21 protein-coding genes and 1 pseudogene are annotated in these 22,289 nt (G+C 66.0%); 11 read left to right on the top strand and 11 right to left on the bottom strand.

Translation table 11 applies throughout. The features are described from left to right. Positions 1-487 precede the first annotated feature (487 nt). Positions 488-1,375, bottom strand: a complete 888-nt coding sequence (locus B2527_RS07850; protein WP_293707648.1) for a LysR family transcriptional regulator — start codon at positions 1,373-1,375, stop codon at positions 488-490. A 163-nt stretch (positions 1,376-1,538) separates the two neighbouring features. Here B2527_RS07850 and B2527_RS07845 point away from each other — a divergent pair, with 163 nt between their 5' ends. Together B2527_RS07845 and B2527_RS07840 are read left to right on the top strand one after the other, a co-directional pair. Then, a complete protein-coding gene (locus B2527_RS07845) occupies positions 1,539-2,912 on the top strand; it encodes an MFS transporter (RefSeq protein ID WP_414717036.1) in 1,374 nt (457 codons plus the stop codon). Beyond that, positions 2,909-3,595 carry a DUF7716 domain-containing protein gene (locus B2527_RS07840; RefSeq protein WP_293707644.1) on the top strand — a complete coding sequence of 229 codons (687 nt, stop codon included), beginning with the start codon at positions 2,909-2,911 and terminating at the stop codon, positions 3,593-3,595. Before B2527_RS07845 ends, B2527_RS07840 begins: the two co-directional genes overlap by 4 nt. Positions 3,596-3,769: 174 nt before the next feature. On the opposite strand, the gene B2527_RS07835 is transcribed toward B2527_RS07840, so the two are convergent. From B2527_RS07835 to B2527_RS07820, 4 genes are read right to left on the bottom strand one after another with little or no spacing between them, the layout of a single operon-like run. Further along, a complete protein-coding gene (locus B2527_RS07835) occupies positions 3,770-4,588 on the bottom strand; it encodes an N-formylglutamate amidohydrolase (RefSeq protein ID WP_293707642.1) in 819 nt (272 codons plus the stop codon). After that, positions 4,581-5,132, bottom strand: a complete 552-nt coding sequence (locus B2527_RS07830) for an NUDIX hydrolase (protein ID WP_293707640.1) — start codon at positions 5,130-5,132, stop codon at positions 4,581-4,583. The genes B2527_RS07835 and B2527_RS07830 overlap by 8 nt, the downstream gene beginning before the upstream one ends. Then, positions 5,129-6,076, bottom strand: a complete 948-nt coding sequence (locus tag B2527_RS07825) for a 5'-3' exonuclease (protein WP_414717037.1) — start codon at positions 6,074-6,076, stop codon at positions 5,129-5,131. Before B2527_RS07825 ends, B2527_RS07830 begins: the two co-directional genes overlap by 4 nt. Beyond that, positions 6,064-6,639, bottom strand: coding sequence for a nitroreductase family protein (locus B2527_RS07820; protein ID WP_293707637.1), 576 nt, complete (start codon positions 6,637-6,639; stop codon positions 6,064-6,066). The genes B2527_RS07825 and B2527_RS07820 overlap by 13 nt, the downstream gene beginning before the upstream one ends. Before the next feature lie 312 nt (positions 6,640-6,951). Between B2527_RS07820 and B2527_RS07815 the strand changes: the two genes are divergently transcribed. Further along, complete coding sequence (locus B2527_RS07815; RefSeq protein ID WP_293707636.1) at positions 6,952-9,252, top strand: DUF1631 domain-containing protein; 2,301 nt, start codon at positions 6,952-6,954, stop codon at positions 9,250-9,252. An 87-nt stretch (positions 9,253-9,339) separates the two neighbouring features. Beyond that, positions 9,340-10,443, top strand: coding sequence for an NAD(P) transhydrogenase subunit alpha (locus tag B2527_RS07810; protein ID WP_293707634.1), 1,104 nt, complete (start codon positions 9,340-9,342; stop codon positions 10,441-10,443). A gap of 401 nt (positions 10,444-10,844) precedes the next feature. Here B2527_RS07810 and B2527_RS07805 read toward each other — a convergent pair whose 3' ends face one another. Genes B2527_RS07805 through B2527_RS07795 form a run of 3 tightly spaced genes read right to left on the bottom strand, consistent with a single transcriptional unit; the run spans position 10,845 to position 12,177 of the window. Continuing rightward, entirely contained in the window at positions 10,845-11,273 is a 429-nt protein-coding gene (locus B2527_RS07805; protein WP_293707632.1) for a DUF3106 domain-containing protein, read from the bottom strand. Next, positions 11,270-11,626 (bottom strand): hypothetical protein, encoded by a 357-nt coding sequence (locus B2527_RS07800; RefSeq protein WP_293707630.1) that lies wholly within the window; start codon positions 11,624-11,626, stop codon positions 11,270-11,272. The genes B2527_RS07805 and B2527_RS07800 overlap by 4 nt, the downstream gene beginning before the upstream one ends. Further along, positions 11,623-12,177 (bottom strand): RNA polymerase sigma factor, encoded by a 555-nt coding sequence (locus B2527_RS07795; protein ID WP_293707629.1) that lies wholly within the window; start codon positions 12,175-12,177, stop codon positions 11,623-11,625. Before B2527_RS07795 ends, B2527_RS07800 begins: the two co-directional genes overlap by 4 nt. Before the next feature lie 136 nt (positions 12,178-12,313). On the opposite strand from B2527_RS07795, the gene B2527_RS07790 reads away from it, so the two are divergent. Genes B2527_RS07790 through B2527_RS07780 form a run of 3 tightly spaced genes read left to right on the top strand, consistent with a single transcriptional unit; the run spans position 12,314 to position 14,543 of the window. Further along, positions 12,314-12,616, top strand: a complete 303-nt coding sequence (locus tag B2527_RS07790) for an NAD(P) transhydrogenase subunit alpha (RefSeq protein WP_293707626.1) — start codon at positions 12,314-12,316, stop codon at positions 12,614-12,616. Beyond that, complete coding sequence (locus B2527_RS07785; protein ID WP_293707625.1) at positions 12,613-13,110, top strand: hypothetical protein; 498 nt, start codon at positions 12,613-12,615, stop codon at positions 13,108-13,110. Before B2527_RS07790 ends, B2527_RS07785 begins: the two co-directional genes overlap by 4 nt. Then, entirely contained in the window at positions 13,107-14,543 is a 1,437-nt protein-coding gene (locus B2527_RS07780) for an NAD(P)(+) transhydrogenase (Re/Si-specific) subunit beta (RefSeq protein WP_293707623.1), read from the top strand. The genes B2527_RS07785 and B2527_RS07780 overlap by 4 nt, the downstream gene beginning before the upstream one ends. A 12-nt stretch (positions 14,544-14,555) precedes the next feature. Here B2527_RS07780 and B2527_RS07775 read toward each other — a convergent pair whose 3' ends face one another. From B2527_RS07775 to B2527_RS07765, 3 genes are all read right to left on the bottom strand, one after another. Continuing rightward, a complete protein-coding gene (locus B2527_RS07775) occupies positions 14,556-15,503 on the bottom strand; it encodes a helix-turn-helix domain-containing protein (protein WP_293707621.1) in 948 nt (315 codons plus the stop codon). 182 nt (positions 15,504-15,685) lie between these two features. After that, positions 15,686-16,435 carry a helix-turn-helix transcriptional regulator gene (locus B2527_RS07770; RefSeq protein ID WP_293707619.1) on the bottom strand — a complete coding sequence of 250 codons (750 nt, stop codon included), beginning with the start codon at positions 16,433-16,435 and terminating at the stop codon, positions 15,686-15,688. Between the two features lie 974 nt (positions 16,436-17,409). Further along, entirely contained in the window at positions 17,410-17,832 is a 423-nt protein-coding gene (locus B2527_RS07765; RefSeq protein WP_293707617.1) for a hypothetical protein, read from the bottom strand. Positions 17,833-17,939: 107 nt separating this feature from the next. Between B2527_RS07765 and sufT the strand changes: the two genes are divergently transcribed. From sufT to B2527_RS07745, 4 genes and pseudogenes are all read left to right on the top strand, one after another. Continuing rightward, entirely contained in the window at positions 17,940-18,491 is a 552-nt protein-coding gene (gene sufT / locus B2527_RS07760; protein ID WP_293707614.1) for a putative Fe-S cluster assembly protein SufT, read from the top strand. Positions 18,492-18,588: 97 nt separating this feature from the next. Next, positions 18,589-19,689, top strand: coding sequence for a branched-chain amino acid aminotransferase (locus B2527_RS07755; RefSeq protein WP_293707612.1), 1,101 nt, complete (start codon positions 18,589-18,591; stop codon positions 19,687-19,689). 357 nt (positions 19,690-20,046) lie between these two features. Beyond that, positions 20,047-21,804: pseudogene (locus B2527_RS07750) on the top strand (S8 family serine peptidase); the annotation flags it as partial. 75 nt (positions 21,805-21,879) lie between these two features. Next, on the top strand, positions 21,880-22,170 hold the full coding sequence (locus B2527_RS07745; RefSeq protein ID WP_293707667.1) for a proprotein convertase P-domain-containing protein: 291 nt from the start codon (positions 21,880-21,882) through the stop codon (positions 22,168-22,170). Positions 22,171-22,289 lie beyond the last annotated feature (119 nt).

Below are 22,289 nucleotides of genomic sequence, written 5' to 3'. Positions count from 1 at the left end.
GCATGGCTCGGCACTACATCTGCGCCCCTCCCTTTGCCGCAGGCAAGGGGAGGGCCGGGGAGGGGTGCTTTTGCGCTGTAGATCCAGCGGTGTTTCAGCGCGATTGGATGGCTGGGCAAGCCCCTGCCGAGCATGGCTCGGCACTACCGGGTGCTGTTCTTGTCAGCGCTGACAAGCACCTCCGCGCGGTGGTTGGGTGGATTGGTTAAAAAATGACCAGTGCCGGTGAAGGCTTGCAGCATAAGGGTTGCGAAGGCTTATCCACAGCTTGTGTAACCCTAAGGGCACAGCCTGTGTGGACAACCGCTCCCTCCCTTTGCCGCAGGCAAGGGGAGGGCTGAGGAGGGGGTTTTTTGCTTTGGATCTGCAGGTTGCGCGTGGTGGGGCTCGAGAGCCGATTGGCCGGGGGGATGGCAATGCCGGTGCGCCGCGGAACATCACCACACTCTGGTGCTGGTCGTCGCCCGGCGAGGGGGCATGCCGTGTGTTACCACTCGCCAGCCAGCAGGGCGTCGGCCAGGACCCTGAGCTTGGGGGAGGCCTGGCGCGAAGGCGGATATACCAGTGACAGCGCGCGGCTACGCCCCTCATGCGCCTGCAGCACGCGCTGCAAGCGCCCATCGGCGAGAGCGTCGGCAACGGCGAAGTCCATCACCTGCACGATTCCAATGCCCGCAAGTGCGGCTTCCACAAGCGGATCACCGTTGTCGAACACTATTCGTGCCGGGGGGCTGAAGTCATGCATCCGCCCATCCAGATCCTTGAACTGCCAGTCGACCAGGCGCCCGCTGCGCAGGTTGCGCACGGCCAGGCAGGTGTGTTCCTGCAATGCCGTCACCGACTCGGGAGGACCGTGGCACGCAAGGTAATCCGGTGATGCCACGGTCACCCAGCGCAGCGGGCGCAAGGGGCGCGCGACCATCCGCACATCGCTGATCGGGCCGGTGCGCAGCGCAGCGTCAAAGCCTTCTTCAGCCAGATCGACCAGGCGGTCATTGAGCACCAGCTCGAACTGCAGCTGCGGATGGTCGGCAATCAACCGGCCGGTCAAAGGCAACAGCACCTTGCGCCCGAACATCGAGGGAGCGGTCAGCTTGAGTACGCCCGATGGTACGCAAGGGCGGTCACCGAGCTGGCGTTGTGCGTCCTCAAGCCCGCACAACAGGGGCTGGCAGTGCTCCACGAACTGACGCCCGTCCGGGGTCAGGCTGACGTTGCGGGTATTGCGGTGGAGCAATCGCACGCCCAGTTCCTGTTCCAGTCGGCTGATCGCCCGCGACAGGCCGGACTGGCTCAGCCCAAGCTGCCCTGCCGCGACCGTGAAGCTGCGGGCTTCGGCCACCTGCACCAGCATGCGCACTGCGTTGAGGTCCATGGCATCCATTTATGTAAATTCGCATTACAGATATGTGCGCATCCTGATTTATCTGCGTTATGTCATCAATAAGACTATGCGCCCACGTTTCTGGATCTTCCCTATGGCGACTTCCTTCCCCCCGGCGCGGACCACGCCCCGGCTTGCTCTTGCGCTGCTGGCGATGTCCCAGCTGATCATCGCGATGGATGCCACCATCATTTTTGTCGCCCTGCATGAAATGGGCCTGCGACTGCAGATCAACGCCCAGCAGTTGCAGTGGGTGGTGAGCGGCTACACGGTGGCCTTTGGCGGCTGCCTGTTGTTGGGTGGCCGTGCGGCGGATCTGCTGGGCCGCCGTCGCATGTATCGGCTGGGGATGCTTGTATTTGCGTTGGCGTCGCTGGTTGGCGGCTTCAGCGCCAATGCCGGGGTGCTGGTCGCGGCGCGGGCTGCCCAGGGCCTGGGTGCGGCGATATTGTTTCCGGCGACGCTGGCGTTGATCAACACGCTGTATGCCGAAGGCCCGGTCCGCAATCGTGCGCTGGCGATCTGGAGCATGGCCAGCGCGGGGGGGTTGGCCTTGGGGACGTTGTTGGGCGGGGTGCTGACGCAACTGTTGGGTTGGGCCTGGGTGCTGTGGGTGTTGGTGCCGTTGGCGGCCGGCTGTGCCTGGCTGGCAGGGCATTGGCTGCCGCGTGATGGCGCGCGTGCTGTCGGGCGTTCCTTCGATCTGTGGGGCTGCCTGAGCGTGACCTTTGGCGGCAGTCTGCTGGTGACGACCTTGGTGCAGGGGCCCGAGTGGGGTTGGGCGGCGCCCGCTACGCTGGCCTGCCTGGGGTTGTCGGTGCTGTTGCTGGCAGTGTTTGTCCTGATCGAGAAGCACAGTGCCGATCCGTTGATGCATTTCGGATTGCTGCGGACACCGGGGCTGCGTGCAGCCATCGGACTGACAATGCTGTTCATGAGCAGCTTCGGCGTGCAGTACTACTTTCTGGCGCTGTACTACCAGGACGGCTATGGCTGGAGTCCGTTGCAGGCAGGGATGGCGTTCCTGCCGCCGACCCTGGTGTGCACGCTGGGTATCCGCATCGCCGAGCGCATGTTGGCAGCACGGCCGCCGCGGCAGGTGCTGGCATGGGGCTTGGCGGCGGGGGCATTGGGTATCGCGGGCGTTGCTGCCGCCTTGCCGCACGGTTCCGGCTACTGGCCGTTGTTGCCCGGCATCGTGCTGCTCAGCCTGGGCCAGGGCATGACCTGGACGGCGATGTGGATCGTGGCCGGGCAAGGCGTTCCTGCCGCGCAGCAGGGGGTGGCTTCCGGCATGGCGGCGACCGCGCAGCAGATCGGCGGTGCCCTCGGCTTGGCACTGCTGGTGATGCTGGCCAACGCGGCACGCGCAGCAGCACCGGCGGACAGCGCGCAGGCGCTGCAGGGATTGATTCATGCGCAATATGGCGCTGCACTGTTCGCCGCACTCGGCGTGGTGGTTGCGTTGCGCCTGCGGCCTGCACGGCTAGACTGCAGCTCCGACAACTGCCTGCCCAGCGACGCATGATTGAACTGCTGGATCTCCGCCAGGCCCTGGACAGCTTCGCCAGCTGCAACGACGACGATGAGGTGTGGTCGCGCTACGGCTGGGTCCACGCCAGCGCGGGCGGTGCCTTGAACGCTTCGTTCTGGCTGCCGGCAAGCGAGGCCGAAGCGTTCGATGATGACGAGCTGCCAACGGCGGCGCGTGCCTTGGGGCTTTCGAGTTTCCTGGAGCCGGCGACCTTTGCCGATGTGCTCGATGTGCAGAAACGCCAACGTCCGCTATCGACATTGGAGGACTACGCGGCGGCACTGGACTACTACGCCGAGTACGACGCTTTCCTGCAGGTGCCGGGTATCCATGAGGCACTGGGCGGGGCCGCGGAGGCCGAGCAGGAAGCAGCACGGGCGCTGGATGTAGGGCCCGGCATCTATGCAAGTTTCGATGTGATGCTGGCGCAATGCCCTGCGCAACACATGAAGGATGCAGCGCGGCAGGTGGCGGTGTTGCTGGCGCTATCGATTGGCGAGGCGCTGGCTGCTTGCCGTGATCTGCCGCTGTGCCTGGGTGAACAGTTGGACCATGAGCGCTGTGCCAGGCTGGTTGCAGCCTTCGATGCCTTGGGCGTAGTGCTGCAGGTACGGGGCTACAAGCCCTTCCCATGGTCAGACATGCCAACGCCAGCAGGTGTTAGGGGCGCGGCATAAGCTGCGAAGCTGGCAATGCATGGTGCAAGCATTGCGGGTGTCTGAAACTGCACCAGCTTCGCGGCTTACGCCGCTCCCACAGGAGCAACAGCGCTGTAGTGCCGAGCCATGCTCGGCAGGGGCGTTACAAGCGCAACATCGGACACCGCATCAGCTTCGCGGCTTACGCCGCTCCTAGAGTACGGGGGCGCGCGGTTCCTGCATGGACAGCAACATTGGCTGCAGATTCCGGAAGATCCGCGCCAGGCGGTCGGCCCAGGCCTGCTGGCCGGCGCTGTCGGCTATCAGGTCCTGGCGGATTTCCAGTTCCACATGCACCAGGCCGCGGCCTTCGCCATGCACCGGCACCGCATAGTCGCTGCTGCTGCTCACCGAGTACGGCTGGTTGTCGCCAACCTCCAGATCACCTTCCGCGCGCAGTGCCTGCAGCAGCGCATGCGCAAAGCGGGTGTCCTGGTGGTAGAGCACGCCGGCATGCCAGGGGCGCTCAACGCCGCCCATGGCGGGGGTGAAGCTGTGCATCATCACCAGCAGGGTCGGCCTGCCGGCGTCGCGGCGGCGATCCAGCTCAGCGTCGATGCGTGCATGGTAGGGCGCATGGATCGTGTCGATGCGCTGCTGCCGCTGTGCCGGGCTCAAACCACGATTGCCGGGGATGGCGGTGCCATCGCTGGTTTCAGGGATCAGCGTGGGCGACAGCAGAGGGCGGTTGCAGTCGATCAGCAGGCGCGAATAGGTCTGTTCGATGGCCCATGCATCCAGCTGGCGGGCCAGTGCGCGGGTGGTGCCGGCAATGCCGATATCCCAGCCGATATGCCGGTCCAGTTCGGCCTGTGGCAAGCCAAGGTCCTGCAGTGCCTGCGGTATGCGCTGGCCGGCGTGGTCGGCCAGCAGCAGGTAGGGCGAACTGCCTTGCGGATGGTGGATATGGAACACCGCCGGATCGTCGCTGCCCAGCAGTGCCGGCGCCAGTTGCAATCCGGAATCAGCCACGGGGGCGCCCGTCCAGATGGTGCTCGATCATCCACAGCCCGGCCCACAGTTTGGCGTCCAGCTCGTAGCCCTGGCCCATCTTTTCCACCAGCCAGGCGGCGGCGCGCGCGCGCGGGATGCTGTGCACGGTGATGTCCTCGCTGGCGTCGCCGCCACCGCTGCCTACCTTGCGCAGGCCGGTAGCGCGGACGAAGGCGATCTTCTCGTTGCTGGCACCCGAGGAGGTGGGGCCGATCATCAGTACTTCGGCGTGGTCGGCGGTCCAGCCGGTTTCTTCTTCCAGCTCGCGGATGGCCGAGGCTTCAATGGATTCGCCGGCGTCGATGTCGCCCACCAGCCCCGCCGGCATTTCGATGGTGCGGGCCTGCAGCGGCACGCGGAACTGTTCGACGAACAACACCTCGTCCTGCGGGGTGACCGCGATGATGATCGCTGCCAGGCCGCCGGCGTGGGTGCGCTCGCTGTATTCCCAGGTGCCGCGCACCAGCATCCGCTGGTATTTGCCTTCATAGACAACGCGGGGTTCGGCGGTGTTCTGGCTCATGCGAACTCGTTTGCAGGGGGGGAAGGGGCTTGCAGGCTGGCAGCCGTCATCAGGCGGCGGCGCGTCATCGGGCCGAAGCGCAGGGCTTCGCACAGCCCGCCGAGCATGTCGCCGTCACCGCTGGTACGGAGGAAGCGGCCATCGGCATTGGCCAGCGGTGCGTTCAGCGCCACGGTGGTCAGCTGGCGGAACAGCAGGGCCTGCTCGCGCTGCTCGCGCAGGCGGGTGGCGATGGTGGCGGCGCCGCGCAGGCGCAGGAACGGGACTTCGTCGATGCGTTCGAGCAGGGCGTCCAGCGTGCCGAAATGGGCCAGCAGCACCGCTGCCGATTTGGCGCCGATGCCGGAGACGCCGGGGATGTTGTCCACCGCGTCGCCGCTCAGCGCCAGGTAGTCGGCCACCTGGTGGGCGTGCACGCCTTGCCGGGCCTTTACCCCGTCCGCGCCCCAGCGCTGGTTGCGGGCGTAGTCCCATTGCTCGTCGTGTTCCAGCAGCAGCTGCGACAAATCCTTGTCGGCCGAGACGATGACCCCGCGCAGCTGCCCGCGGCCGGCATGCAGGGCACTGCCGATCAGGTCGTCGGCCTCGTATTCGCGGTCGGCCAGTACCTCCAGGCCCAGCGCGGCGCACAGCGCCTTGCAGTGGGCAAACTGGCGCCGCAGTTCTTCCGGGGCCGGGTCGCGGTTGGCCTTGTAGGCCGGGTACAGCGCGTGGCGGAAGCAGCTGTCCAGGGCCTCGTCGAAGGCGACCGCGATATGCCGCGGGCGCTCACGTTCGAGCAGGTCCAGCAGGAAGCGGGCAAAACCGTGAACTGCGTTGACCGGCCAGCCCTGGGCATCCTGGAACTCGTCCGGCATCGAATGCCAGGCGCGGAACACATACAGGCTGGCGTCTATCAGGTAGAGCGGCTGCAGCGGGGCGCTGGCTGCGCTCACGGCTGCCAGTCCTGCAGCAGGCTGGCCGGGTCGGGGCGGTCGCGGTCCGGCACGGCGATCCTGGGGGTGCCGATATGGATGAAACCGACGATCCGTTCATTTTCGGCCACACCCAGGTGGCGGGCCACTTCCGGGTCGGTCGCCATCCACGCGGTCAGCCATTGCGCGCCGAAGCCGCAGCCCTGGGCGGCCTGCAGCAGGGCGAAGCAGACGCAGCCGGCGGTGAGCAGCTGTTCCTGGGCCGGAACCTTGGGGTTGTCCTGCAGGCGCGCGATCACGGTGATGATCAGCGGTGCATGCGAGAAGCGCTGGCGGTCCTTTTCCACTGCGGCATCGGCGGCATGGGGATCGCGCTGGCGGCTGCGCTGGGCCAGGAACTCGCCCAGCGCGTGACGTGCGTCGCCCTGCAGGCGCAGGAAGCGGAACGGCACCAGCTTGCCGTGGTCGGGCACGCGCACTGCCGATTGCAGCATGCGCAGCACGGTGGCGTCGTCAGGGGCGGGGGCGCCCAGTTGCAGGGAGGGGACCGAGCGGCGCTGGTCCAGCGCCTGCAGGAAGCAGTTGTCCGACATGGCTCACGGGCAGGGAAAGCGGCCATCGATTATAGACGGCCATGGGTGACGGCCCGCTGTCGGTGGATAGCGGCAAATCTGTGCGCTTGGTCTTGCGGGCTGAATGCAGCAGGGTTCGCCAAAACCACAGCGCCCGCTTAGCATGTCAGGCAATGCCGGGCCGCCGGCTGTGAGGTATGAAGTGCGCACTGCATCACTTACCCTGTTCAGCTTCTCGGCCTACCATGCCGGTGCGGAAACAGGGGCCGCGTCTGCATCAATCCATCCATTTTTGAGAAGTCCAGCGCCTTTCGGGGTGCGGAGCCTTTGCGCATGATGTCCAATCCGCATTCCGCCGGCCTCCCCGGTCGCAACCAGAGCCTGCTGTCGATGGCGCGCGAGGCCGCGTTGCCGTCCATTTCCCAGGCCTTCGACAAGGTGCTGGGCGGCTTTGACGATGTGTTGTTCGATCGCGCCGAGACCGCCGGGGCCTCGCAGCTGGCGTTCCTGGACGGCATGCGCGAGCTGCGCCGCCGGCGTGAGGAGATCTCGCGCCGCTTCGCTGCCCATCTGCAGCAAGCCTGGGCCGCGCTGGACGCCGGTACTCCGCTGTCGGCCGAAAGCGTGCTGGCCGGGCCGGGCGAAGGCGGGTTGAGCCTGGTGCCCGAGCACGTGCTGGAATCGCGTCTGGCGGTGCGCAATTTCGCCACCGTGCTGCTGCGTGACTGGAAGCAGGTGCTGCAGCGCATCGACCACCGCCTGGCCTGGATTGCCGGTGTGCCGGCGCTGGACGCCGATACCAATCCAATCGGCCCCGAGCATATCGGCGTGGCCGTGCACGAGGCCTTCTATACCTGTGACCTGGCCGCGGAAGTGCGGCTGGTACTGTTCAAACTGTGCGAGCGCGAGTTCGCTGCCGGCATCGGCAAGCTGTACGAGACCGTGGATGAGCGCCTGGCCCAGGCCGGTGCCGCGCCCGACATCGCCCCGCAGCGCCGTGCCCAGCCGCAGCGCCCGGCTGCGCAGGCTGCCGCGGAGGCGGAGGCTGACGAGTTCGACCCAGGGCACGCGCCGATGTGGGCGCAGCGCTTCTCCGAGCGCTGGAGCCAACGCCGCAGCAGCATGGCCGGCGGCGGCTCGGATGGGTTTGCTGGCGGTGCCGGCTTTGATGCCGCCGCCGCGTATGGCGGTGATTCGCAGAACATGGTGCTGGAGGCATTGCATGAGTTGCTGTCGCAATCGCGGCAGCAGCGCGAAGGTGGGAGCGCCGCTGCGCAGTCCGCCGGCGCTGGCCAGCACCGTGCGCTCAACCAGCGCGAGATGATGTCGGTGTTGTCGCTGTTGCAGGCCACCCCCACCGCGACCTTGCGGGCAGCGGTGGGCGAGGACGGTGAATCGCTGGCCCAGCGGCTGAAGAGTGAAGTGCTGTCCGGCGCCACCCGCCTGGGTGTGGATCCGGCCGAGGCGCGGCTGGACCCGCAGGACGAGGATGCCATCGACCTGGTCAGCATGTTGTTCGACGTGATGCTGGACGAGCGTGAGCTGGAGGGGCGTTCGCGCGAACTGATCGGCCGGTTGGTGGTGCCTTTCGTCAAGGTCGCCATGCTGGACCGGCGCATGTTCGTGCAGAAGACCCATCCGGCCCGCAAGCTGCTCAATTCGCTGGCTGAGGCCTGCGAGGGCAATGCCGGCGAGAGCCAGGCCGAGCGCGCGCTGATGGGCAAGGTCGAGGAAATCATCGAGCGCCTGACCGCCGAGTTCAACGAGAACCTGGCCATCTTCCTGACCCTGGAAGAAGAGTTCCGCGAGTTCCTGGCCCAGCACCGGCGCCGCATCGAAATCGCCGAGCGCCGTGCCGCTGAAACCCAGCGTGGCCAGGAGAAACTGGAAGTGGCGCGTGCCCGCGCCGCGAGCGAGCTGGACAGCCGCATCAACGGTGTTGCCTTGCCCAAGGCGATCGAGGATTTCCTGCGGCAGCCGTGGAACCACCATCTCACTCTTACCCTGTTGCGCGAAGGCGACGAGGGCGAAGGTGTGGCTGAAACCCTGAAGCTGGCGGACGCCTTGCTGGAGGAAGTGACCGAGGCGCGCCGCCATATCGTCGGCAAACCGTGGCTGCAGGCCTGCCAACCGGGTCTGCGCAAGGTCTTTGCCAGCGTTGGCCTGCATGGCGATGGCGGCAGCACGGCCATCGATGCCCTGCACGACACGCTGCAGGCCATTGCCGAGGCGCGTCCGGAATTGGAACGCGCGCTGCCGGAGCTGCCACAGGTGGCCTTGCCCACGCCGCCGCCGCAGGAAGCCCCCGCCATCGAGTTTGGCAGTGCCACCAAGGCCGAGGATTTCGACGACGCCGATGCCGAGCGCTTCCGCAAGATGGAGATCGGCACCTGGCTGGATTTCATCGACAAGGAAGGCAAGCTGCAGGCAGGCAAGCTGTCCTGGGTCAGCCCGATTTCCTCGCGGCTGTTGTTCGTCAACCGCCGTGGCATCCGTTTCTGCGTGGCCTCGCCCGAGGAGTTGGCAGTAATGGTGCGGCTGGGCCGGCTGCGCGCGCATGTCGATGATGGTGCTTTTGACAGCGCCATGCAGGGTGTACTGGACCGGCTGGAGCCGCAGGTCTCTCCCGTCTGATCCTGTCCGGCAGGCCGCAGGCCTGCCGCTGGCGGCCAAGGCTTTGCTACGATCCGAGGGTTGATCCATCGCGCATCGGGGACTGGAATGGCCGTTGATGTCTGGGTAGTAAAGGAAACCGCCGACGGTGAGCGGCGTGTTGCCGCCACACCGGAAACGGTGAAGAAGTTGCTGTCCGCAGGGGCGCAGGTACATCTGCAGCCGGGGGCGGGTACCGCCGCCGGTTTTACCGACCAGGCCTATGTGGATGCAGGCGCCACGCTCGGTGACGCACTTGAAACCGCCGATGTGGTGCTGTGCGTGCAGGCACCGCCACCGGCAACCCTGGCCCGACTCAAGACCGGCACGGTACTGGTTGGCAGCCTGCACCCGCAGGCCGATGCCGAGCGTGCCGCGGCAATGCAGGCGCGGCAGTTGCAGACCTTTCCGTTGGAGCGGTTACCCCGCACCACCCGTGCGCAGGCGATGGACGTACTCAGCTCGCAGGCCGGCATGGCCGGTTACAAGGCAACCCTGATCGCCGCCCAGCTGGCCCCGCGCTTCTTCCCGATGTTGACCACCGCCGCCGGCACCATCCGCCCCTCGCGGGTGCTGGTGGTTGGCGCCGGCGTTGCCGGCCTGCAGGCGGTGGCAACCGCCAAGCGCCTGGGCGCAGCGGTCGAGGGGTTCGACGTGCGCCCGGAGACCCGCGAGCAGATCGAGTCGCTGGGTGGCAAGTTCCTGGACCTGGGCGTCAGCGCGGCCGGTGAGGGTGGCTATGCACGCCAGCTGACCGAGGAAGAGCGGGCCGAGCAGCAGCGCCGCCTGGGAGAGCACCTGAAGAATGTTGACGTGGTCATCTGCACGGCCGCCGTACCCGGGCGCCCGGCACCGAAGATCGTGACCGCCGCGATGGTGGCGGGCATGCGCCCGGGCAGCGTCATCGTCGATCTGGCCGCCGAAACCGGTGGCAACTGCGAGGCGACCGAACCAGGCCAGACGCGCGATGTGGGCGGAGTGACCGTGGCCGGGCCGCTGAATCTGGCCAGCATGGGTGCAGTGCATGCCAGCGAGATGTTCGCCCGCAACGTTTACAACTTCGTCGTGCTGTTCCTCAAGGAAGGCAAGTTGTCGTTCGACTGGAACGACGAGCTGCTGGCCAAGACCGTGTGGCCGGCACGCCCGGCCGGTGGCGAGATTCCGCCGGTCTGACCGCCCTGGGTAGAGCCGAGCCATGCTCGGCTGGGGTTCTACGCGGAAATCGCCTCGCCGCCGTGATATATGCCTCGAGCGATGTAAGCCTCGAGGCCGATCATGCATCGGAATTCTGGCTCGCCTGTGGTTTTGCTGAAGCCTGCTGCGCGGTGGAGGCTGCTCCTGCAGTGCGGATGCGTTGTTTGAAAGGCTTTTGCCGAGCATGGGTCGGCACGCCGGGTGAAGTTCTCTTCGGCGCGCGGGAGCAGGTGGCTTTTCGCTCGGCGAGCCCCTGCCGAGCATGGCTCGGCACTACCCCCCTCCTTTTGGGCGCAGGCCAAGGGGAAGGGCCGGGGAGGGGGGCTTTTGGCTTTGCGGGTAAGGCCCCTGCCGAGCAGGGCCCGGCATTACCGGCCGGGTCAGCGCGGGGGGCGGGCAGCGGGCGGGTTGGCCTCCACCCACTGGCGGCGCTGTTCCGGGCTCATCCTGTTCCATTGCTCGCGCAGTTGCTGGCGCTGGTCCTTGTCCATGCCGCGCATCTTGTCGAACAGCGCCTGTGCATCGCGGCGTTGGCTGGGCGACATATTCTCGAACCGGTGCATGCCGCGCCGGGCCTGTTCGCGCTGTTCCGGGGTCATCTGCTGCCAGCTGCGGGCATGGTCATAGGTGCGCTGGCGGCGCTCGGGGGAAGCATTCCAGCGGTCACGCAGCGGTGCGATCAGGGTCTCGCGCTGGGCCGGGGTCAGTTGGTCCCATTCGGGCAGGGCGGCTTGCTGTGCCAAGGCCGGCGCGCAGGCCAGCAGCAGGGGCAGCAGCAGGAAAAGGGGGCGGGTGTGCATGGGCTTCATTCCATTGCCAGGGTGTCCGAACCCAGCCACAGGTACAGCTCGGGGCTTTCGTCGAACAGCAGGGTGGTGTCGTCTTCGCTCTGGTCAGCGATGGTAGGGGCAGGGGCCGGCGGGGTGGGCGGGCTGCTGTTGCTGAACTGCAGGCCCAGCGCCACTGCCAGGACTGCAGAGCAGGCGGTGGCCAGCAGCCAGCCTGCGCGGCGTGACGGCGCGCCGGATGTGCGGCTGCCGACCTGCTGGCGGCCCTGGCGCAGGCGCGCCAGCGTGGCCGCGGACAGTTGGCTGTCGGCCTGCTGCTGCAGTTGCCGCAGCGAGCGATCGAAGCCTTCGGGGGTGTTGGGCAGGCGGTTCACCGCACTTCCTCCAGTTGCTGCATCAGGGCGTCGCGCGCGCGCGACAGATGGGTTTTTACCGAGCCTTCGGAGCAGCCCATCGCCTTGGCGGTGGTGGCCACGTCCAGTTCCTGCAGCACGCGCAGGCTGAATGCCTCGCGTTGCCGTGCCGGCAGCCTGCGCAGGGCCTGTACCAGTTGTGCGTACTGCACCTGCTGCTGGTGCTGTTCGGCCGGGCCGGGGGCATGGTCGGCCCAGTCGATGGTGCTGTCCTGGTCCTGTTCGGCCTGCGGTGCCCAGAACTTCAGGCGGAAACTGCGGCGCCGCTGCAGATCGATGATGCGCCGGCGCAGGATGCTCCAGAACAGTGGCGTCCATTCGCTGGCCGGGTGGTCGCGGTAGCCAAGCATGCGTTCCATGGCGTCCTGCACCGCGTCCAGCGCATCCTCACGTTGGCGCAACCCGGCCTCGGCAAAGCGGAAGGCGCGTGGCCCGATGCCGGCCAGGAACGCATCCAGCGAGGCAGGTACAGCGTCAGTCGGGTTGGTCAGGGGCGGGCTGGTCACCAGCACAGGGTACGGGTTCCGAGGGGTCTCGGCCTCTATAACGCGCCGCTGCCGGATCGGTTGACAACGCAACCGTCGCATCCGCTTTGCTGGCTTGGTTATGATGCCGGGCAGGCGTTTGCCGCCTTCGGAGAGAACAGCAATGGGCGACGGGTTCGTAGCGTTGTACATCTTCATGCTGGCAGCCATTGCCGGCCACGTGATCATTTCGCGGGTGCCGGTGATCCTGCATACACCGTTGATGTCCGGTTCCAACTTCATCCACGGCATCGTGCTGATCGGCGCGATGGTGGTGCTGGGCCATGCCGATACCACCCTGGAGAAGGTCATCGGTTTCATTGCTGTTGCGCTGGGCGCCGGCAACGCGGCCGGTGGTTATGTGGTGACCGAGCGCATGCTGGACATGTTCAAAAGCTCGAAGAAGCCCGAAGGCAAGGACAAGTGAGCGGGGTTTCCGTGCAGGCCGCTGCCCCCGGCATCAGCGCCCGCCAGGTGTTCCAGTGGCTGAGCTACCTGCAGTATCCGGCGCTGCTGGTGGCCTTTGGCTACGCCGCCCGACCGTTGTTCAATGGCATGGACGGCATGCTCGATGCCTATAACAGTGCACTGCTGTACGCCGGTGTCGGTGTCGGCATGTCCTCGCTGCAGGACCCCCGCAAAACACAGAACACGATGTCCAGGAAGGTCTGGGAAGACCCGCGCAAGGGAGGCGTCATGCTTTGGGTGCTGGCCATCCAGGCGTTGCTGCCGATCGTGTTGGGCCTGCTGGGGGCCGCGCTGGCCAGCAGCACGGCGCTGGGGCAGCTGGCGTTGGGGCTGGTGGCATTTGGACTGGGCATGATCGGCCTGTTGAAGACGGCCATCGAGATGCGCGAGCACCACCGGCTGGACAAGCAGCCGCCCCCCCACACGCAGACGGCTCTGGAGGCCGGCGCATGAGCTTATCGATGCTGGTCAATACGAGTTACCTGGTTGCCGCCACGCTGTTCCTGTTGGGGCTGCAGCGCATGGCCTCGCCCAAGACCGCGCGCAGCGGCATCCAATGGGCCGGCGCAGGCATGCTGATCGCAACCGCGGCGACGTTCTTCCTGCCAGGACTGCACAACATCGCCCTGATCCTGGTGGCGCTGGTGCTGGGCACCGGGCTGGCCTGGGTATCGGCAAAGAAAGTGGCCATCACCGACATGCCGCAGATGGTGGCGCTGTACAACGGCATGGGCGGCGGCTCGGCGGCGGCGATCGGTGCAGTGGAACTGTTGCGCTTCTCCGACCTTGCCAGCCGCGATACCAACCATTGGAGCGCACAGGCCATTGCCGATCTGTCGGCACGCTTGCCGTCGACCACCGTGTTGGCCTTGGCGGTGATCGGTTCGGCGATCGGTGCGGTGTCGCTGTCCGGGTCGATCATCGCCTGGGCCAAACTCGATGGGCGCCTGGACAAGCGGGTGACGTTCCCGGGCCAGCAGGCCTTCAACCTGCTGGTTGCGTTGGCGATGCTGGCATTGGGCGCATGGGCAGCGGTCAGCCTGCAGCCGGTGGCGATCATCAGCTTCTTCGTGGTGGCGCTGGCGCTGGGCGTGTTGATGACGTTGCCGATCGGCGGCGCGGACATGCCGGTGGTCATTTCGCTGTACAACGCCTTCACCGGCCTGGCGGTGGCGTTTGAAGGCTATGTGCTGGGCAACGAGGCGCTGATCATTGCCGGCATGATGGTCGGTGCTGCCGGCATCCTGCTGACCCGGCTGATGGCCAAGGCGATGAACCGGCCGATCAGCGGCGTGCTGTTCTCCAACTTTGGCGGTGGTGGCCAGGGCGCGGAAATCACCGGCAGCCAGAAGCCGATCGAAGCGGCCGACGTCGCAGCGATGATGGCCTTTGCCGAGCGTGTGGTGATCGTGCCGGGTTACGGGCTGGCGGTTGCCCAGGCCCAGCACAAGATCTGGGAGCTGGCGCAGCGGCTGATCGAGCGTGGGGTGAAGGTAAAGTTCGCCATCCATCCGGTGGCCGGGCGCATGCCCGGCCATATGAACGTGCTGCTGGCCGAAGCAGGTGTGCCCTATGACCTGATCGCCGACATGGACGACATCAATCCGGAATTTGCCAACACCGATGTCTCTCTGGTGATCGGCGCCAATGACGTGGTCAATCCGGTGGCCAAGACCGACCCAGGCAGCCCGATCTACGGCATGCCGATCCTGGACGTGGTCAATTCAAAGAACACCATCGTCATCAAGCGCGGCAAGGGCACGGGGTTTGCCGGCATCGAGAACGCGCTGTTCTATGCCGACAACACGCGCATGCTGTATGGCGACGGTGCAGAGGCAGCCAGCGCCCTGGTCAGCGAACTCAAGGCGCTGGACGGGGGCCATTGAGCGCGGCGGCCGTCAGCAGACGGCCGCCTCATACTCGTCCTGCAGCTTCTGTGCTGCAGGTGCAGGCTCGGCAGCCACCCTGCGCAGGGCAGGTGTGGGGGTGACCTGCCTGCGCCGTGCGGCGGTGGTGGTGCAGCCAAAGCTGTGCTTGAACGCGCGGCAGAAGGCGCTTTCGCTTTCGAAGCCCAACTGTTCGGATATCTCGCAGATGGGCGCGTTGCTGTCACAGACAAGGTCCCAGGCGCGCTGGTTACGCAACCGTGCTGCATATTCGCTGGGGGTTTCACCAAATACTTCGCGATAGACGCGGATCAGATGGGTAGGCGAGTAGTTGGCGGCGGCGGCCAGGCTGGTCATCCCCAGGCGGCTGTCCACATTGCAGCGGATGAGGTGCTGCACCCGTAGCAGCCGCAGCAGGGTTTGATGGCGGCGCAGGGCGGTGCGGCCGCTGCAGCGCTCGAGCTGGCCATACAGGGGGCGCTGGCGTTCGATCAGTACTTCGCGCAGGCCGCCGAGCATGTCGCCGGCGGGCGCACTGTCAGCCCCCTTGAACCAGCGTGCCCGGCACAACTGCACCATCAACCGGGCCAGATCCACATCACATGGCATCTCGCGTGGAATCAGGTGGTTGATGATGGATGCCGTGCTGCGCAGCGGACGCTGCCACATGGCGGCAGGCGCAGCCACGCACAGCCACCAACTGTGCTGGGGACTGAAATGGCGCAGGCTGCCGTCGGTCCACAGCTGCACGCGGCGTGATGCCAGTTTCCATGGTGTCGCGCCATTGATCAGGTCCAGCGAACCATCCAGTATCAGCGTCGCGCTGATCCAGCCAGCGGGGATGAACAGCCGGTTGCCGCGGCCGCGGCCAGTGATGGCGTGGATGCGTTCACCGCGCTGCAGGGAAAGGTCCAGGCCCTGCGAACCCTGGATTTGATGATGTTGAATGCTCGCTTGCACAGGCATGCTCCTGACGATCTGGGGAACAGGACGGGGCGCTCCGGCGCCGTCCTGCAGCGGTTCGGGGGGTCTGTTGATGTAGACGCAGGGGACAGCCGGACCCCTCAGCAGTCGTCGCAGGTTCAGTGCAGCTGTCCTGGCGTTGGGAGCGGCGGTGATGAATCACGTCGGGGCCATAGGCCTCAAGGCCGGGAGGGCGGGGCGGACGCGGTGGTTTCCAGCCGACGTGCCTGCCCGGTGGTCAGGCCGAACGCCTGCTTGAACGCCCGGCAGAAGGCACTCTCACTGTCAAAGCCCAGCGCCTGGGATATTTCGCCGATGGACAATGCGGTGCCGCGCACCATTGCCCAGGCGCGTTGTTGCCGTAGTCGGTTGGCAAATTCGCTGGGGGTCTCGTCGAAGACATCCCGATAGGCGCGGATCAGATGGGTGGGGGAATAGTTGGCGCTGGCGGCCAGTTGCTGCAGGTCCAGGCGGTCTTCGGTGGTATGACGTATCAGGTGCTGGACGCGCAGCAGCCGCAGCAGGGTCTGATGGCGGCGCAGCGCGGTCCGGCCGCTGCAGCGTTGCAGTTGCGCCTGCAGTGCCTGCTGGCGCTCGCACAAGGCACCGCACAGGTGCGCCAGGTGGATGTGGTCGATCGCCAGCGACGTTCGTTGTGCCGCGGGGTTGTGGAACGTGCGGGCTATCGCGCGGATCATCCGGTGATCGGCGTTGAACTGATGCGGCAGAAATCCGTAGTTATCTGCATGGCGGTGATCAACCGCCAGCTTCCAGATGTCCGCTGGCGCAGCCACGCACAGCCACCATCCCATGCGCGCCATGTACAGGCGCAATGCGCCGTCTACCCATACCTGGCATTGCCGTGAGCTCAGCGTCCACGCAGTGGCGGCGCTGGCAAGGCCAAGCGATCCGGCCAACACGAGGATCACGCTGCTCCAGCCTGTAGGCGCATGCAGGCGCGTGCTCCGCCCCTTGCACATGACCAGGCGGAAGCCATCGGCGGGCAGCGCGGATAGGTCGAGTATCTGATTGCTCTGAAGCAGGTGATGCCAGGTTTTCACTGCACCTCCCATGTGCGTGGAACGCAGGACCAAATACAAGGGCATTCCCTGGGGCCCCAACGACAAGGCCCCGTGCTGCTGCCGATATCGCGTCTCGAAAGAGAAGACGCGCAGGAACAAGACCACCTCATGGCACTGATGCGGCCCGGCGGCTGTACCCGTGGCATGCGCTGGCGGCGCCGCGCAGAATAAAAAAACGCCCAGCGGTGCCGGGCAATGCCGGCACGGCCCCTCAAGCACGGATTGACTGCTGTGCTCGCTGAAACGCGCGCTGGGAGAGAGAGTGTCCAGGTCCGGGGGGCATCATGGTCCGGTGCCGTGACGGCTGAGCCGAGCGCGGGCTCGCGCTTTTGGGTCGCCACTTTTTGTGGCTTGAATGGCCCCAGTGCCCGGGAGGACTCATTGGACGAAGTCAGTGTGTGTCGGCGCGCACTTGCTCGCCTGCGCGCGGGAGAGGTCGATCCGGCCGCAGCGGCCTTACGGTAGTTTCTGCAGCACAGGCCTACGGATATGGCTGGGCGACAGATACTGGTGATGGCTTTGGCGGAACTGGGCGACTTCCGGTCCGGATGTGCTCGGTTCGCAGATCTGGCGCGGGAGCAGTCCGGCTTTCCGGATGCATGGATAAGTCTGGGCAACGCCTGTCTGCAGTGCGGCGATGCCACCGCTGTGGTCGATGCGTTTGGCGGGTCAGCGCCGAGGTGGCATATGGACTGCTCGGTGGCGTGTGGCGTCCAGCAACTATGAGTGCTCAACCTGGCGGTATGTGCGTGGGTGGCACCGCCGCATGTGCGCACAGCAGCTTCGGGTTTTGCCGGGCATCCCTCCGGACACGCTGCCCGTCAGCGTGCCGCGCGCCACGCCACCAGCAGCGCGATGACCAGCCACACCGCTTCGGCCACACCGTTGGCCAGCGACAACAAGGTCCATGCCAGGTAAGGCCCCATGCGCAGCGCCGACTCCCAGGGGGCCAGCCCCATCGGGCCACCAATGTAGGTGGCAGCGATGCCCCAGTTGGCGGCAGCGGTGATCACCAGCGTGGCCAGCACGGTCACGATGACGCGCGCCCGGCCCGCCGGGAAGGCACCCAGGCGGAGCATCCAGGCCGCTTCCAGCGCGGTGACAACGGCCATCCAGCCGGCCTGGGTGCCGGTGGTGAGGGCTGCGAACAGCCAGGCGACGGTGACGGTGACGCTTCCCAGCAGCAACAACACGAGCCAAAGCCAGGGGCGGGAGCGGCTGGCTGGCGAAGAAACAGGCGACATGGGTATTCCCGAACAGATTCCGCAGCATAGCGTTTCAGCGGCGAGTGCGCTCAGTCGGATAAAATGGCCCCATTGCGGGTAGCCACCGCGTCCCCATATCGATCCACATGTATTCCCGTAGCAGCGAACCAGTTCATTTTGAGCGTGATTGCCCGGCCGTGATGGTGCCGCAGGGCGACAGCGTGACCTTGCCGGCCGGCAGTTATGGCTATGTCACCCAGGCTCTGGGGGGCAGCTATACGGTATTTGTCGAAGGCAACCTGTTCCGTATTGCCGGCAAGGACGGCGATGCCATCGGCAAGGAGCCGCCGCCGGGCCTGGAACTGCCCGAGAATGCCGGTGACGAAGACGTGGAAAAGCTGGTGTGGGAGCAGCTTCGCACCTGTTTTGACCCCGAAATCCCATTCAACATCGTCGATCTTGGGCTTATCTACGAAGTGGATATCAAGCACTTGGACGATGGCCAGCGCGAGGTCGATGTCAAGATGACCCTGACCGCACCCGGTTGCGGCATGGGCGAGATCCTGGTGGATGACGTGCGCAGCAAGCTGGAGATGATTCCGACGGTGGCCCAGGCCGACGTCGATCTGGTGTTCGACCCGCCATGGGGTCGTCACATGATGTCCGAGGCGGCGCGCCTGGAAACTGGCATGCTGTAAGGCCGCACCGGCGAGGCCGGTGACGGTTTGTGTTGCACCCCCGGTGCCGCCGTGGTGCCGGGGCTGTCCCATCCCGCAATCTGGAAGGAATTATCCGGTGTCCCAGTCTTCCCTGAGCTTCGATGTCACCCGTTCGGACCACCCGCGCAGCGCCGAGGAGCGCGCCAAGATCCTGGAAAAGCCGGGTTTTGGTGTGTATTTCACCGACCACATGGTGGCCGTACGCTGGGACAAGGACGCCGGTTGGCACGATGCGGCAGTAACGCCGTATGGCCCGATCTCGCTGGACCCGGCCGCCGCCGTGCTGCATTACGGCCAGGAGATCTTCGAGGGGATCAAGGCCTACCGCCACGCGGATGGCTCGGTCTGGACCTTCCGCCCGGAAGCCAATGCCGCCCGCCTGCAACGTTCGGCGCGCCGCCTGGTGCTGCCGGAGCTGCCTGCCGATATCTTCGTCGAGTCGCTGAAGCAGTTGGTGGCGCTGGACAAGGACTGGGTGTCCGATGCCGATGAAGCCAGCCTGTACTTCCGCCCCTTCATGATTGGTGACGAGGCGTTCCTGGGTGTGCGCGGCGCGCACAAGGCCACCTATTACGTCATTGCCAGCCCGGCCGGTCCGTACTTCGCCAAGGGCGTGGCGCCGGTGGCGATCTGGTTGTCCACCGATTTCGCGCGCGCTGCCAAGGGCGGTACCGGTGCTGCCAAGTGCGGTGGCAACTATGCTGCCTCGCTGCTGCCGCAGCAGCAGGCGCAGGCGCAGGGCTGCTCGCAGGTGTTGTTCCTCGATCCGATCGAGGGCAGGTACCTGGAAGAACTGGGCGGCATGAATGTGTTCCTGGTCTACGGCAAGGAAAACAAGCTGGTCACCCCGGCCCTGTCGGGCAGCATCCTGGAAGGCATCACCCGCGAGTCGCTGCTGCAGCTGGCCCGCGACCGCGGCATGACCGTGGAAGAGCGCAAGGTCACCATCGATGAGTGGAAGCAGGGCGTGGCATCGGGCGAGATCACCGAAGTGTTCGCCTGCGGTACCGCCGCGGTGATCACCCCGATCGGCCAGCTCAAGGGCGAGGGTTTCTCGGTGGGCGACATCAACGCGCCGGCCGGTGAAGTGACCATGTCGCTGCGCAAGGAGCTGACCGATATCCAGTACGGCCGTCAGCCGGACCGTCACGGTTGGCTGGTGCGTCTGGACGCCTGAGCCTGCTGAACGGGCATGACCCGAAGACCGCTGCGGCAGCTGCCGCAGCGGTCTTTTTTTTTGTCCGCGAAGTCATTTGCGGGACATCTGCTGCCGTACGGAAGCCTGCTGCAGTCGTATTGATCACCTAATTGTCTTTACAAATCATCCACTTGCGTAAACGTGATCCGCGCGACAGTTTCGTCTGTAACCCACTTGTAATGGGTTCAGCCGCCATTTACTGTCCGCCAACGGATCGGTAACAGGGGACTGGTTCGGGTAGTTCTACCCGGGCAGCAACCTCTTCTCGTACTGGCAGGGCCCGGGCAGGACTGGCGCCGCGCAAGCGGCTTCCTCTCAATGTAGAAGGGCTCATCAATGTCATCCAAATCGCGCCGTATGCTGGTCCGTGGGTTGGTGGTTGTTGGCACCGCCTCGTTGTCCTCCCTGTTGCTGTGTGCCCCCGTGTGGGCGGGTGAAGTGCATCTGGCCGGGCTGGACTCGGCCCCGACGCACCAGCGCTTCATCGTCAAGTACCGTCAGGACAGCCGCCAGGCTGCCGGTGAGACGGCCCTGCGGCAGACCCTGAGTTCGGCCGCGCGCGCGCTGCCCAGCCGCGCCGGCAAGAGCGTGGGCGTGCAGCACATGCGCCGCCTGGCGGTGGGCGCGGACGTGGTCCGTGCCGACGCCAGGCTGGACCGTGCCGAGGCTGAAACCCTCATGCGCAAGCTGGCCGCCGATCCCAACGTGGAATACGTGGAGGTCGATCGCCTCAACACCATCAGCCTGACCCCCAATGACACCCGCTACAGCGAGCAATGGGGCTATTCGGGCACCTATGGCATCAAAGCGCCGCAGGCCTGGGACAACGCGACCGGCACCGGCGTGGTGGTCGCGGTGCTGGATACAGGCATCACCAGCCACAGTGACCTCAATGCCAACGTGCTGCCCGGCTACGACTTCATTGCCGACACCTCGGTGTCCAACGATGGAGATGGCCGCGATGCCGACCCCAGCGACCCCGGCGACTGGGTGACCGCCAACCAGTGCGGTGGCAGCCATCCGGCGCAGAACTCCAGCTGGCATGGCACCCATGTGGCCGGCACCATCGCCGCGGTGACCAACAACGCCAAGGGCGTGGCCGGCACGGCGTTCAACGCGCGGATCCTGCCGGTGCGCGTGCTGGGTACCTGCGGTGGTTATGACTCGGACATCGCCGACGCGATTGTCTGGGCTTCTGGCGGCACGGTCAGCGGTGTACCTGCCAACCCCAACCCGGCCGAAGTGATCAACCTCAGCCTTGGCGGCTCCGGCAGTTGCGGCACCACTACCCAGAACGCGATCAATGCAGCGGTGGGCCGTGGCACCACCCTGGTGATCGCGGCCGGCAACAGCAACGTCAACGTCTCCACCGCGTCGCCGGCCAACTGCAACAACGTGATTGCAGTGGGCGCCAATGACAGTGCCGGCAAGCGCTCGATCTGGAGCAGCAGCCAGCAATCCAATTTCGGCACCCTGGTGGATGTCGCCGGGCCGGGCAGCAACATCCTGTCCACGCTCAACAGTGGCACCAAGGGGCCGTCCGCCGAGAGCTATGCTTCCTACGGCGGCACCTCGATGGCTACGCCGCATGTGGCAGGTGTGGTGGCGCTGGTGCAATCGGTGTCCAACCCGATCAAGACGCCCGCGCAGGTGGAGGCCTTGCTCAAGAGCACGGTGACGCCGTTCCCGGCAACGCCGGACAAGGCCATCGGCGCCGGTATCGTCAACGCGCAGGCGGCGGTGGCGGCAGCGATGGGCGGCACCAACCCGCCGGACCCGGGCACGGGTGGCTCGGTCCTGAACAATGGCGTGCCACTCACCGGCCTGTCGGGTGCTGCCGGCAGCAGCACCTATTACACGGTGCAGGTGCCGGCCGGTGCCACCAATCTGGTGATCGCCAGCTCCGGCGGCAGCGGCGATGCCGACCTGTATGTGCGCGCCGGCAGCCAGCCGACCAGCTCCACCTACGATTGCCGCCCTTACAAGAGCGGCAACGCGGAAAGCTGCAGCTTCGCCACCCCGGTGGCGGGCACCTACCACGTCATGCTGTCTGCCTACTCGGCCTATTCCGGGCTGAGCCTGCAAGCCAGCTGGGGCACAGGCAGCAGCGGTGGCGGCAGCCAGACCTACAGCAATGCCACGGCGGTCAACATCATCGACAACGCCACGGTGGAAAGTGCCATCAGCGTCTCCGGCCGCAGTGGCAACGCAGCTGCGGCCACGCCGGTCGCCGTCGACATCAGCCACACCTGGAAGGGTGACCTGAAGGTGGACCTGGTGGCACCGGATGGCAGTGTCTATGTGCTCAGCAACTATGCCGGCGGCAGCGCCGACAACATCAAGCAGACTTTCACAGTGAACCTGTCCAGCGAAGCACTCAACGGCAGCTGGAAGCTGCGGGTCAACGACAAGGCCAGTGGCGACACCGGCAAGATCAACAGCTGGTCGATCACGTTCTAAGCAGCGCACAAGCGAAGTCGTCATCCACAACGGCCTCCGGTTCCGCACCGGAGGCCGTTTCACATTGTGCGTAGCGATGCGCGGCAAACGCAGCCCGGTAGCGCCGAGCCATGCTCGGC

The sequence above is a fragment of the Stenotrophomonas sp. UBA7606 genome (assembly GCF_002477705.1).
Classification (GTDB): domain Bacteria; phylum Pseudomonadota; class Gammaproteobacteria; order Xanthomonadales; family Xanthomonadaceae; genus Stenotrophomonas.
This window is presented reverse-complemented; position numbering and strand designations above follow the sequence as displayed.